This is a genomic window from Pseudoalteromonas carrageenovora IAM 12662 (genome assembly GCF_900239935.1).
Taxonomy (GTDB): Bacteria; Pseudomonadota; Gammaproteobacteria; order Enterobacterales; family Alteromonadaceae; genus Pseudoalteromonas; species Pseudoalteromonas carrageenovora.
On sequence record NZ_LT965928.1, the window covers coordinates 1,908,915 to 1,922,700 of the forward strand.

Genomic DNA, 13,786 nt, shown 5'->3' on the forward strand with positions numbered 1-13,786 from the left:
AATCGTTAAATTTCAGAGCATCAAATTACAAACTTGATCATTTTTGCTTTAAAAATGGCTAAAAATAAAGCGCATTGATAAAAACTTTTAAAGAGTTGCCCACAATAGTTTTTTTATTTGAGTTAACTAGGTAAGATACAGAGTTCAAGTGCAGCAACGTTTATGCAATTAATGCCAATGTGCTGCGCACAGTTAAATAAATAAAGTTAGGCAACTTATATCATTGGAGTGAAGATGAGCCATTTAGCGATTTCAGAGCTATTAAAAGGCAACGTTGCGGTAGACAGCCAAGTTACAATTAAAGGCTGGATCCGTACTCGCCGCGATTCAAAAGCAGGAATATCATTTTTAGCCGTCCATGACGGTTCGTGTTTTGATCCTATTCAAGCGGTAGTTCCTAATTCACTGAATAATTATGATGAAGTTACTAGCTTAACAGCCGGTTGTTCTGTATCGGTTACTGGTGTTTTAGTTCAATCTGCTGGCCAAGGTCAATCATTTGAAATTCAAGCTAATTCTGTAACAGTTTTAGGTTGGGTAGAAAACCCAGATTCTTACCCAATGTCGGCAAAACGCCACAGCATTGAGTACTTACGTGAGCACGCTCACCTTCGCCCACGTACAAACATGATTGGCGCGGTAACACGTGTACGTAACTGTTTAGCACAAGCTATTCACCGTTTTTATCACGAACAAGGTTTTTACTGGATCAGCACACCTATTATCACAGCAAGTGACTGTGAAGGCGCTGGTGAAATGTTCCGTGTATCTACACTTGATATGCAAAACTTACCGCGTACAGATAAAGGCGATGTTGATTACAGCGAAGATTTCTTTGGTAAAGAAGCATTCCTGACTGTATCTGGCCAGTTAAACGGCGAAACCTACGCATCAGCAATGTCAAAAATTTATACATTTGGCCCAACTTTCCGTGCTGAGAATTCAAATACTTCTCGTCACTTAGCTGAGTTTTGGATGGTTGAACCTGAAGTGGCATTTGCTGATTTAGAAGATATCGCAAAACTTGCAGAAAACATGCTTAAGTATGTATTTAAAGCCGTACTTGAAGAGCGCCGTGACGACATGGAATTTTTTGCACAACGTGTAGAAAAAACTGCAATCACTCGCCTTGAAGAGTTTGTAGATAAAGACTTTGCACAAGTTGATTACACTGACGCTGTTGAAATCCTTAAAACATGTGGCAAAAAGTTTGAGTACGCTGTTGAATGGGGTGTTGATTTACAGTCTGAGCACGAGCGTTACTTAGCAGAAGAGCACTTTAAAGCGCCTGTAGTTATTAAAAACTACCCGCGTGATATTAAAGCGTTTTACATGCGCCAAAACGAAGACGGCAAAACAGTTGCAGCAATGGATGTTGTAGCACCTGGCATTGGTGAGATCATTGGTGGTTCGCAACGTGAAGAACGCCTTGACGTACTTGATGCTCGCTTAGACGAAATGGGCTTAAACAAAGAAGATTACAGCTGGTACCGCGATTTACGTAAATACGGTAGCGTGCCACATTCTGGCTTTGGTTTAGGCTTTGAACGTTTAGTTGCATACGTAACAGGTATGGGTAACGTACGTGATGTTATTGCCTTCCCTCGTACTAAAGGCAGCGCAACTTACTAAACCCTTATTTAATAAGTTGTTTAGAAACATTAAAAACCAGCCAATTGGCTGGTTTTTTTGTGACTATATTTTACCGTATAAAAAAGCCGCAGCACTCAAAGAGCACCACGGCTTTCAACCAGAATATATTTTGCTTAATTAAGCGCTATAAAGCACCTTCAAGCTGAGGTAGCACTTCAAATAAGTCAGCTACTAGGCCGTAATCTGCTACTTGGAATATTGGCGCATCAGGATCTTTGTTAATTGCGACAATCACTTTTGAGTCTTTCATACCTGCTAAGTGCTGAATAGCACCGCTAATACCTACTGCAATATATAAGTTAGGCGCCACAATTTTACCTGTTTGCCCTACTTGCATATCGTTAGGTACAAAGCCTGCATCAACGGCTGCGCGCGATGCACCAATAGCGGCACCTAGTTTATCGGCAATGCCATTTAATAACGCAAAATTTTCGCCATTTTGCATACCACGACCGCCAGATATAACCACCTCTGCAGCAGTAAGCTCTGGGCGCTCTGATTCAGTTTGCTCAACGCTTACAAACATACTTAACTGTGAGTCCGATACCGTATCTAAAGTATTAATGCTTACCGCGGCTTGCTCGCCTTGTAAATCAAAGCTACTTGCGCGTACGGTAATAACCTTTTTAGCATCAAGTGATTTAACTGTCGCAATAGCGTTACCTGCATAAATTGGGCGTTTAAACGTATCGGCATCTATTACATCAATTATTTCTGAAATTTGAGCCACATCTAAAAGCGCTGCAACGCGTGGCATAAAGTTTTTGCCCGTGGTAGTGGCGCTTGCCACAATATGACTGTAGTTATCAGCAAGGCTCAATACCAAGTCTGTCATGCTTTCAGCTAGTTGATGCTCATAAACAGCGTTGTCTGCTGTAAGTACCGCATTAACACCCGCAATACTCGCTAGCTTTTCGCTCATAGTGCTTATATTTAAACCTGCAACAAGTACATCTACCTCTAAGCCTAATTTAACAGCGGCATTAATTGTTTTTGAGGTTTCTGGTTTTAAGGCACCGTTATCGTGCTCTGCAATTACAAGTGTTTTCATTTAAATCACCTTTGCCTCTGTTTTAAGTTTTTCTACAAGCTGTGCTACATCTTCTACAATAATGCCACCGCTGCGTTTAGCTGGCTCTTCTACGCTTACAAGTTGTATGCGCGGCGCTAAATCAACGCCTAACGAGTCAGCTGCAATAACTTCAAGCGGCTTACGTTTTGCTTTCATTATATTTGGCAGTGATGCATAGCGAGGCTCATTTAAGCGTAAGTCAGTAGTAACAATAGCTGGTAAGCTAAGTGCTACCGTTTGCAGGCCGCCATCAACTTCACGCGTTACGTTTACTTTGTTATTTTCAATAACAACTTTTGATGCAAACGTACCTTGCCCACGATTTGTTAAGGCAGCAAGCATTTGCCCCGTTTGGTTATTATCGGAATCGATAGACTGTTTACCTAAAATAACCAGCTCGGGTGCTTCTTGTTCAACAATTTTTGCAAGGAGCTTAGCAATATGAAGTGACTCTAATTTTTCATCGGTTTCGATGTGAATTGCTTTGTCGGCACCTAATGCAAGTGCGGTACGTAACTGCTCTTGTGAGGCTTTAGCGCCAATAGTTATGGCAATTACTTCTGTTGCTGTGCCCGCTTCTTTTAAGCGTATAGCTTCTTCAATTGCAATTTCGCAAAATGGGTTGATTGCCATTTTTACGTTAGCTAAATCAACATCGCTATTATCGCTTTTAACGCGAGCTTTTACGTTGTAGTCGATAACTCTTTTTATTGGTACGAGAACTTTCATAGGAACTCCATAATTATTTAAACCTACAAGGTAACGCGCACGTCAACCTATTTATTTTATGAAATCAGACTACTTCCTGTTGACGTAAACGTCAACCTAAAATAACCTTAAACTATTCACAGCCTGTAACGTTTAATGTGCAAGTATTAAAAAGGCTGCATTGCTTATCTAATTTAGCTAAGCCCGTCATTGATTGAGAGGTTATTATGGTCGAACGTGAAACCATGGAATTTGATGTAGTAATTGTAGGAGCAGGCCCAGCTGGTCTAGCTAGTGCAATTAAACTCGCGCAATTAGCACAAGAAAAACAACAAGAGTGCATGATTTGCGTAGTAGAAAAAGGCTCTGAAGTGGGTGCACATGTACTCTCAGGAGCCGTATTTGAAACAAAAGCACTTGATGAGCTACTGCCAAATTGGCAAGAATTGGGTGCGCCTGTTTCAACTAAAGTAACTAACGATGAAATCTACTGGTTTAATAACGAGCAAAAAGCGACATCAATCCCCCACTTCGCTACACCTAAAACATTTCATAATGATGGTAACTACATTGTTTCTATGGGTAATGTATGTCGATGGCTTGCAGAGCAGGCTGAAGGTTTAGGCGTTGAAATATTCCCAGGCTTTAGCGCGCATTCGTTAATTATTGAAGATGAAGCCGTTAAAGGCATTATTACTGGCGATATGGGAGTCGATAAAGACGGTAACGAGAAAGACGGTTACATGCCAGGTATGGAACTGCGTGCTAAATACACTATTTTTGCTGAAGGCTGTCGAGGCCATTTAGGTAAACAGCTTATAAACCAGTTTGCACTGGATGCCGATGCATCTCCTCAGCATTACGGTTTGGGCTTTAAAGAAATTTGGCAAATTGATGAAAGCAAACATGAGCTTGGTAAAGTTATTCATGGCACAGGTTGGCCACTTGCTGGCGACACCAACGGTGGTGCATTTATGTATCACAGTGAAAATAACCAAGTTGTGGTTGGCCTAATAGTTGACCTAAATTATTCAAACCCGCATTTAAGCCCGTTTGATGAGTTTCAACGAATGAAACATCACCCTGTATTTAAAAATGTACTCGAAGGCGGTGATCGTATTGCTTATGGCGCACGTGCAATTGCAAAAGGTGGCTTACATTCGCTACCTAAAATGAACTTTGCGGGTGGCTTATTAGTAGGATGTAATGCAGGCACACTCAATTTTGCTAAAATTAAGGGCAACCATACCGCTATGAAATCGGGAATGGTAGCTGCACAAGTCATTTTTGATGCACTACAAAATAATATGGCCAATACTGATTTAACCGAGTTTAAAACGGTATTTGAAAATTCGTGGGCATATAAAGAGCTATATCAATCACGCAACTTCGGCCCAGCAATGCACAAACTCGGCAAATTTGTAGGCGGTGCTTATAATACGCTTGATCAAAACATTTTTAATGGCGGTTTGCCGTTTACTTTTAAAGATAATACACCCGATCATGCTACTCTTGTTGACACTAAAGCGGCTGCAAAAATTAACTACCCCAAACCAGATGCAAAGCTGAGCTTTGATAAACTCTCCAGTGTATTTTTATCAAACACAAACCACGAAGAATCCCAGCCATGTCATTTAAAATTAAAAGATGCAGCCATCCCTATTTCTGTGAACTTAGTTAAATTTGATGAACCCGCACAGCGCTACTGCCCAGCTGGTGTATACGAAGTGCAAGAAATTGAAGGTGCAAACCAGTTTGTGATCAATGCGCAAAACTGTGTGCACTGCAAAACCTGCGATATTAAAGATCCGAGCCAAAATATTACTTGGGTTACACCAGAAGGCGCTGGTGGCCCTAACTACCCTAATATGTAACTATTTTATGCACAAAGGTGCATTAAAAACGTATCTTTTACATATAAATTATAAACCTATCCTAAATTGCAGGGGCTTCGGCCCCTTTTTTACGGTATGCTCATAGATAAGTTTAATAAAGTGAGTATTTAATATGCCGTCGTCAAAAGTTGTTTTTCGTTTTTTAGCCGAGCCTACCGATGTAAACTTTGGTGGTAAAGTCCACGGAGGAGCTGTAATGAAGTGGATTGACCAAGCTGGATATGCCTGTGCTGCTGGTTGGAGTGGCCATTATTGTGTAACCGTATCGGTTGCTGGTGTTAAATTTAGACGACCTATTTTAGTAGGCCAAATTGTAGAAGTAGAAGCTAAAATTGCCCATACAGGCAGAAGTAGCATGCAAATATTTATACAAGTTCGCTGTGGCGATCCTAAAACACAAAATATGGTTGAAACAAACCACTGTGTTATTAGCTTTATTGCTATGGACGAAACCGGTTACCCAATAGAAGTGCCATCATTTAAAGCCGTTACTGAAGAAGATATTAAATTAGAAAACTACGCTATAAAAATGAAAGAGATTGCGATAGAAACTGAAAACCTACTTCATAAAGTATAAATAAGCTTTATTAAGTATGTACCCAATAGGTATGTAAAAAACTCATAATGTTTTGTAAAACATACAACTAGGTTTAGAAAACAAAAACATCTAAAAGTTCAATGTGATTACAAAACACCCTAAACGTCATATTTATTAATACTTAAGTACTTGGTATGGCGTTTTTTTATGCTCTTTTAAACTTGGCACGCTCGCTGCAACTAAGTAATTGTCGTTTGATGAGTTTAATCAAACATTTATATTATTTTAAAGGAGCTATTCAATGATTAAAACACTTTCTCTTTCTGCACTTGCTTTAGCAACAATGGGTTTTAACTCTGCAGCACACGCTGATATTGCCGATTTCGATTCTCCTCGTATTTACACCGGTATTGGTTACGGACAATATTCTTTTGAGTTTGAAGATAGCGACAACGACACTGACTTCGATGACGATGCGCAAATGCTTAAAGGTTACATTGGTACACAATTTAACGAATATTTAAGCTTAGAACTTGCTTATCAAAACTTTGATGAAGTAAGCGATATTGACAGTAAAGCTGAAATTGATGGTGTATCACTAGCTGCACGTTTAGGTTTACCGATTAGCGAAAGCTTCTCTGTATACGCTAAAGGTGGTTGGTTTGAATGGGACGCAGACTACGAACAAGAACTACCTGTAGGCAGCATTTCAACTTCTCAAGATGGCGGTGATGTATTTTATGGTGCAGGTATTGAATACGCACTTACAACAAATGTTCAATTTCGTTTAGAGTACGAGCGTTACAAACTTGATGATGATATTGACCCAGATATGGATGTTGCATCTGTTTCAGTTCAGTACATGTTTTAATAATATTTAACGTGTATATAAGAGGTAAGCTTAGGCTTACCTTTTTTTGTTTTAGACTCTTTTTTTAAATACAGCAATATAAACTGTTCAGTCTAATAAATAACTTTAAACCGTATGGTCTATAATACCAATTGCATTAAATAAGTGTTCTATTATAGCGCTAAGAAAATAGCGCAATAACAAGGCAAAAATTATAATATATAGATGTTCTCGGCAATTGCTCTCTGCATTGCTCTACCTCCTGCATCCATGCAGTCGACTATGAATAATTTTTAACGAAGTAAGTGCGCTATTTAATGCGGTAGAATAATCATATTTTTAATAAATTGGTATACGCAATAAACTTACTTACATTAATGTCATAGCCACTAAATAAAGGTAGAATAGCGCTTTATTTTATTTTCACCTGAGTACTATGAGCGATTACAGCATTTCGGCAATAGGCCATATTCAATCTCCATACAAACAAAAATTTGCCATTCCTAGGCAACCTCGATTAGTACCAGAGGCTAAAGCGAAACTTGTGTTTACTGCTGATTTTAATCGTGAAGAGTTTGTACGTGGTATTGATGAATTCACTCATATTTGGCTTCTATTTAGGTTTCATGAAACCGCAGATAAGGGCTACTCAGCAATGGTACGCCCTCCTCGATTAGGCGGTAATGAGCGAAAAGGCGTGTTTGCTACCCGCGCTACATTTAGACCTAACGCTATAGGTATGAGCGCTGTAAAGCTAGAAGGGATTGAATATAAAAATGGACAGCTTAGTTTATTACTTGCAGGCATTGATTTACTCGATGGCACGCCAATAATAGATATAAAACCCTACCTACCCTATTCAGATGCGATGCATGACGCCAGTGCAGGCTTTGCAGATACACGCCCAGAAACACAAATGAGTGTGGAGTTTACGCCTGAAGTTACCTCTTTTATTGAGCAGCAAACGCAATACCCAGATTTGCACAACTTTATTAGTAATGTTTTAAAACAAGATCCGCGCCCTGCCTATAAAAAACAAAAAGATGGCGAGCAGAGCTATGGAATGACTTTGTATAATTATAATATTCGCTGGCAAGTCAATGGCGAACATAACGTAGTAACAAGTATAGAAAAAAGCTAAATAACTCACTTAGCGCTTTAGTGTAAAAGCATCCGCTGGTAAACTTAAGCTCTATTAAAAGAACATATTACTCTATTTCGGAAAAATAATGCGTACCAGTCAATATATACTCGCAACACTTAAAGAAACGCCATCTGATGCTGAAATTGTATCGCATCAGTTAATGCTTAGAGCCGGTATGATCCGTCGCGTCGCTTCGGGTTTATACACTTGGTTACCCTCTGGTTTACGTGTACTTCGTAAAGTAGAAAACATTGTACGTGAAGAAATGGACAAAGCAGGCGCGATAGAAATGCTAATGCCTGTTATTCAACCTGCAGATTTATGGGAAGAGTCAGGTCGTTGGAATGAATTTGGTCCTGAGCTTATGCGTTTTACAGACCGTCACAACCGTACATTTGCACTTGGTCCAACGCACGAAGAAGTAATAACTGATTTTGTTCGCAAAGAAATAAGCAGCTACAAGCAGTTACCTATAACATTATACCAAGTACAAACTAAAGTACGCGACGAGCGACGCCCTCGTTTTGGTGTTATGCGTGCCCGTGAATTTACAATGAAAGATGCATACTCTTTTCACTTAAGTGAAGAGTGTTTAGATGCAACTTATCAAGCAATGCACAAAGCATATTGTAATATTTTTGAGCGTTTAGGCCTTGACTACCGTCCTGTTATCGCGGATACAGGTTCAATTGGTGGCAGTGTTTCTCACGAGTTTCACGTACTTGCTGAGTCAGGCGAAGATGCAATTGCATTTAGTGATGGCAGCGATTATGCCGCTAACATTGAAAAAGCAGAAGCACTTGCTCCCACTGTTCCTCGCCCAGAAGCAAGCAAAGAGCTAAAAGCATTCCCTACTCCAGATGCTAAAACTATTAATGAGCTTAAAAAACATTACGGTGTAAAACCTCATCGTGGCGTTAAAACGTTAATTGTTTATGGTACGCCTGATGAAAACGAAGTACGTGGTTTAGTAGCACTTGTACTTCGTGGCGATCATGATTTAAATGAACTAAAAGCTGAAAAGCACCCACTTGTTGACTCGCCTCTTGAAATGGCAACAGAAGCAGACATCGTTGACGCTATTGGTGCAAAGCCAGGCTCATTAGGCCCTGTTGGTTTATCAATGCCTATTATTGTTGATAGAACAGCAAATGTAATGGCTGATTTTGTAGCCGGCGCTAATAAAGATGACGAACACTTTAGCGGTATTAACTGGGATCGTGATGTAACTAACTACGAAGTTGCAGATATCCGTAATATTGTTGAAGGTGATGCAAGCCCATGTGGTCAAGGTAACCTTCAAATCAAACGTGGTATTGAAGTAGGCCATATTTTCCAGCTAGGGACTAAATACTCAGAAGCGATGAAAGCCGGCGTGTTAAACGAAGGTGGTAAAAACCAAGTAATGACTATGGGTTGTTACGGTATTGGTGTATCTCGAATTGTTGCTGCTGCTATTGAGCAAAACAATGATGATTACGGTATTAAATGGCCGCAACCTATTGCACCATTTGATTTAGCAATCGTACCAATGAATATGCATAAGTCACATCGTATCCCTGATATTGCTAATAATCTTTACCAAGGTTTAAAAGATGCAGGTTTAGACGTGTTATTTGACGATCGTAAAGAGCGCCCTGGTGTTATGTTTAATGACATGGAGTTAATTGGTGTGCCTTATACACTGGTTATTGGCGAGCGTAACCTTGACGAAAATAAAGTCGAGCTTAAAAACCGTCATACCGGCGAAAAACTTATGGTTGATATAGACACAGCAGTTGAAGTTATTAAGGTTACCGTAAAAGGTTAATTAATAGTTTAACGAGCCTATAAACAGATAGCCGCTTTAATTAGCGGCTTTTTTATTTTAATTTTTTGCGTGTAATGTCATGTAGGCTTAGCCAAAGTGTCTTATAAATGTCACGCGCCTTATCTAAAGTGGATAATTATTCCACTATGGGGAAAGGACATGACAGAGCAATTAAACGCAAACAAGCAGCACTATCCTGCGGTATGGATCTCCGACGTACACCTAGGTTTTAAAGATTGTAAAGCAGAATACCTGCTAGATTTTTTAAACTCAATTGAATGCGATACGCTTTATTTAGTCGGTGATATTGTTGATTTATGGTCGATGAAACGCCAGTTTTATTGGCATCCTTCCCACTACCAAGTACTTAACTGTATACAACAAAAAGCACTGGATGGAACGCGTGTAATTTACATCCCTGGTAACCACGACGAAACGTTTAGACACTATGTGGACCAAACAATTTTTGGTGTAGAAGTCCATCAGCAATATATTCATACCACTAAAGCAAATAAGCGTTTTTTACTGGTTCATGGTGATGATTTTGATATTGCTACCCGCTATAACAAACTCATTAGTATTGCTGGAGATGCAGGCTATGACTTTTTATTATTTTTAAATCGCTGGACTAATCGAATTCGTAAAGTATTTGGTGGTAATTACTATTCACTCGCAGCCTATATAAAAGCGCGTGTACATAAAGCCCGCGAGGCAATTGCAGCCTTTGAAGATGCGGCTATTCACGAAGCTAAAAAGCAAAAGGTGGATGGTATTATTTGTGGTCATATCCATCACCCTAAAATTAAGGTTGAAGATGACATAGTGTATTGCAACGATGGCGATTGGATAGAAAGCTGTACAGCCCTAGTAGAGCAGCAAAACGGTAAAATAGAGTTGCTGCATTGGTCAGACACGCAAAAAGTATTAGAGAGTGCAGATGTAACGAGCATAGTTACACCTACAGCAGTTAAACCGAATAAGTCAGCGGCTTAACCGATGACTTATTAAAAATAAATTGCCTATCGAAAATACTAATTCAACCAGGTTATTAACCTCTCTTTTAGTGTTTTTGGTTTTATAGGCTTGGTAATATAGTCGTTCATACCTGCTGCAATACAGCGCTCTCTATCACCTTCCATAGCACTTGCTGTCATCGCTATTATTGGCACATGAATGTAATTAATGCCGGCTTTAGCGTTACGTATTTCACTTGTTGCATCGTAGCCATTTAAGTTAGGCATTTGACAGTCCATTAATACTAAATCTATGTGTTGGCCTTCATTAAATTTAAGCGCGTCAATGGCTTCAAGGCCGTCAGATGCACATGTAATATTAATTTTAGTACGCTTTAAAATGGCTTTGGCCACTTCAATGTTTATCATGTTGTCATCAACAAGCAGTACATGATAAGCCGATAAATCAGGCTCAGATAATTCTTCCTCGAGAGTTTTAGGTGGGGTTAAAACAAACTCTTTACTGGCACCAAATAAACTTGCCAATTTATAGGTAAATTGATCTTGAGTAAGCGGCTTATTAAGAATATGGCTATGCTCTGGGAATACCTTTTTAGATTGCTTATTCATGACCATATCACGCAAAATCAGTACATAGCGTTTATCGTGTTGCTTACAAAAGTTTATTAATGCATCTACTTGTGGGTGTTCATCATCAATAATTAATAAATCAGCGTCAAAGGCTTCATGCTCGCTAAAGTAATCGAGCCTTATTATTTTATCTTCATCAACCTTACAGGTTTGTAATAATAGGTCAGTAACGTTATTAAACACGTTATCGCGCGCAATTAACGCAGCTACATTAATACTTGTTGAAAGCTCAATGCCTGTGTTTAATTTTTTCTGGGCGGCTACATGAAGTTCTACTGTAGCTGTAAATGTACTCCCCGCACCTTTCTCACTCGTGACAGTAATATTGCCGCCCATTAACTGTGCTAATTTTTTACAAATAGATAAACCTAAGCCGGTTCCACCAAAATGCCTCGTGGTACTAGAGTCTTCTTGGGTAAATACTTCAAATAACTTATTGAGATTTTCTGGCGCAATACCTATACCAGTATCTTTAATTGTAAAACTCATTAGCAGCTTTGAATCAGTAATATACTTAGACGATAAGGTTAAACTTACCTCCCCTTTATGCGTAAATTTAAACGCGTTATTTACTAAGTTTATCAAAATTTGCTTTAGGCGATGGCTATCACCAATAACCATTCTATCAACCACATTTTTAGTATCTAAAAATACTTCAAGACCTTTACGTTGCCCTTGCAGCGCAAGCGATGTGATCATGTCACTACAAACCGTGACCACATCAAATGTGTGATTATCTATATCCAGCTTACCGGCTTCTATTTTAGAAAAATCTAAAATATCATTTATTAAATTCATTAAAGAATTAGCACTACTATTAGCTAGTTTTAAGTAATGATGTTGCTGGTCGGTAAGACTATCTTCTTTAAGCATTTCTAACATGCCTAGTACGCCGTTCATCGGAGTGCGTATTTCGTGCGATATATTAGCAACAAAATCGCTTTTAGCTTGGCTTGCAGCAAGCGCCTGATCAATTGCTCGCTCAAGCTCTACTGTGCGCTGTGATACCTTTAACTCTAGGGTATTATTTAAACCTTCAAGCTCAGATTGAATATTTTTTAACGAACTTATATTTCTTAAAATGGCCGCCACTTGGTAACGATTATTAAATACATCAAAAATACTACTAAGGGTAATAGAGTAAAATTGTTTACTACCAAACCCATCGGTGTAGGTTGCTTCAAAAGGCATTTTAACGCCGTCGGTAATTGTATCTTGTATGCAATTTTTATCTGTATCGCTTAACTCAAAGAGTGACGTAAAACTAACGTTCTCCCCTTTTAAATTAGTACCAAAAACATCGCGCGCTGTATTATTAAAATTAACAATTACGCCAGTCTGCTCGATTGTAAAAATGGCATCGAGCGAATTTTCAATCACTTTATTATTTTGCTCTTTTAAAGAGTGAATAAGTAATTTTCGGTTAATAAAGCGCTGGTATAAAATGGTGATTACTAAAAATATGCTAAAAAATACCACCAGCATAGTTATAAAGTTATCTCGTCTTTTACTCACTTTAGCTAGTAGGTGCTCAGTATTAACACTCACAGCCAGTTCTAGCGGAAGCATAGCTATATTGCCGCTAAATGTGATGCGTTTTTTTAAAGTGTAAAATGCAGGGTACTCGTTAAAAGGCAGTGTGCCATCTGCATCCATGGTACCTGAGGCTGTAAATTCTTCATCCCATGTTTTTGCTTTATTAAACTCAAAACCAAATCTTAAATCGGGATTTGGATGATACAAAAATTCACCCTCGTTATTCATCAAGTAAATTTGTGTCCCTTGTGGGGATTCAACCGTTAAACTTTTTATTAAGTTTTCGGCAAAATAGTTTGTTACTAAAATAGCAAATACTTGTTTTTGTTCGTCAAATACTGGTTTAGCAACTCGAAAAGTACTTACATAAGGCTTTTGAATTTGCCCATTTTCGCGGTTGTAATTAATTGGTGAAATGTAAACGCTTTTGTCATCCAACATGCTTGTTTTAATTATATATTCACGCTCGCCTTTTTTTTGTAACTGCGAGCCCTGTAACCTTATAATTTCACCTAATTGATTACGGTCCACCCTTACTATTTCTTGCCCGCCATCCGCGAGCATAATATAACGAGCCTGCAGTATGCTTTCATCAGTCCGCATAAAGCCGCTAAAAATACTGGCTAAACGAGTTTGCCAAACATCAATAGGCGTGCCCAATAATGGATCGATATATTTATTTTCAGAAGCACGCGAAATGCCTTGAATAGGAGGTGTTGCATCTAAAAACCTAATTGCATTAACGCTATCTTGTAGATGCTTTTTTAAAGAGAGGCTTTTAAGTTCAAGCTCGCGCTTAAGTTCAGTTTGCGCTGTATGGTAAATATCACTTCTAACGTTTTTTTCAAATATATACAAAGCAGGTAACGCAATCAGCAAAAACAACCCTGCTGCAACCACAATTAATTTATTACTTTTTGCAACATTCAAAAAAACATTCCTTTTTAACATTTACCTTCGCCACCAGATTCTACTC

10 protein-coding genes are annotated in these 13,786 nt (G+C 38.8%); 7 read left to right on the forward strand and 3 right to left on the reverse strand.

The genetic code is table 11. The features are described 5' to 3' along the window. The first annotated feature begins 234 nt into the window (after nucleotides 1-234). Nucleotides 235-1,632 (forward strand): asparagine--tRNA ligase, encoded by a 1,398-nt coding sequence (gene asnS / locus ALFOR1_RS08665; RefSeq protein ID WP_058550102.1) that lies wholly within the window; start codon nucleotides 235-237, stop codon nucleotides 1,630-1,632. 145 nt (nucleotides 1,633-1,777) lie between these two features. Here asnS and ALFOR1_RS08670 read toward each other — a convergent pair whose 3' ends face one another. After that, on the reverse strand, nucleotides 1,778-2,704 hold the full coding sequence (locus tag ALFOR1_RS08670; RefSeq protein ID WP_104642714.1) for an electron transfer flavoprotein subunit alpha/FixB family protein: 927 nt from the start codon (nucleotides 2,702-2,704) through the stop codon (nucleotides 1,778-1,780). Further along, nucleotides 2,705-3,454 (reverse strand): electron transfer flavoprotein subunit beta/FixA family protein, encoded by a 750-nt coding sequence (locus tag ALFOR1_RS08675; RefSeq protein ID WP_104642715.1) that lies wholly within the window; start codon nucleotides 3,452-3,454, stop codon nucleotides 2,705-2,707. A gap of 206 nt (nucleotides 3,455-3,660) precedes the next feature. Between ALFOR1_RS08675 and ALFOR1_RS08680 the strand changes: the two genes are divergently transcribed. The 6 genes from ALFOR1_RS08680 to ALFOR1_RS08705 all read left to right on the forward strand — a co-directional run bounded on the left by ALFOR1_RS08680 (nucleotide 3,661) and on the right by ALFOR1_RS08705 (nucleotide 10,663). Further along, on the forward strand, nucleotides 3,661-5,307 hold the full coding sequence (locus ALFOR1_RS08680) for an electron transfer flavoprotein-ubiquinone oxidoreductase (protein ID WP_104642716.1): 1,647 nt from the start codon (nucleotides 3,661-3,663) through the stop codon (nucleotides 5,305-5,307). 133 nt (nucleotides 5,308-5,440) lie between these two features. Continuing rightward, on the forward strand, nucleotides 5,441-5,905 hold the full coding sequence (locus tag ALFOR1_RS08685; RefSeq protein WP_058550106.1) for an acyl-CoA thioesterase: 465 nt from the start codon (nucleotides 5,441-5,443) through the stop codon (nucleotides 5,903-5,905). A 262-nt stretch (nucleotides 5,906-6,167) separates the two neighbouring features. Then, entirely contained in the window at nucleotides 6,168-6,737 is a 570-nt protein-coding gene (locus ALFOR1_RS08690) for an outer membrane beta-barrel protein (protein ID WP_058550107.1), read from the forward strand. A 415-nt stretch (nucleotides 6,738-7,152) separates the two neighbouring features. After that, nucleotides 7,153-7,857: a tRNA (N6-threonylcarbamoyladenosine(37)-N6)-methyltransferase TrmO gene (gene tsaA, locus ALFOR1_RS08695; protein ID WP_058550108.1), complete on the forward strand. Its 705-nt coding sequence runs from the start codon at nucleotides 7,153-7,155 to the stop codon at nucleotides 7,855-7,857. An 88-nt stretch (nucleotides 7,858-7,945) separates the two neighbouring features. Beyond that, nucleotides 7,946-9,670 carry a proline--tRNA ligase gene (locus ALFOR1_RS08700; protein ID WP_104642717.1) on the forward strand — a complete coding sequence of 575 codons (1,725 nt, stop codon included), beginning with the start codon at nucleotides 7,946-7,948 and terminating at the stop codon, nucleotides 9,668-9,670. A 159-nt stretch (nucleotides 9,671-9,829) separates the two neighbouring features. Continuing rightward, the gene (locus ALFOR1_RS08705) at nucleotides 9,830-10,663 is read left to right on the forward strand and encodes a UDP-2,3-diacylglucosamine diphosphatase (protein WP_058550110.1); all 834 of its coding nucleotides are present in this window, start codon (nucleotides 9,830-9,832) and stop codon (nucleotides 10,661-10,663) included. A 38-nt stretch (nucleotides 10,664-10,701) separates the two neighbouring features. Here ALFOR1_RS08705 and ALFOR1_RS08710 read toward each other — a convergent pair whose 3' ends face one another. Beyond that, nucleotides 10,702-13,761 (reverse strand): ATP-binding protein, encoded by a 3,060-nt coding sequence (locus ALFOR1_RS08710; RefSeq protein WP_058550111.1) that lies wholly within the window; start codon nucleotides 13,759-13,761, stop codon nucleotides 10,702-10,704. Nucleotides 13,762-13,786 lie beyond the last annotated feature (25 nt).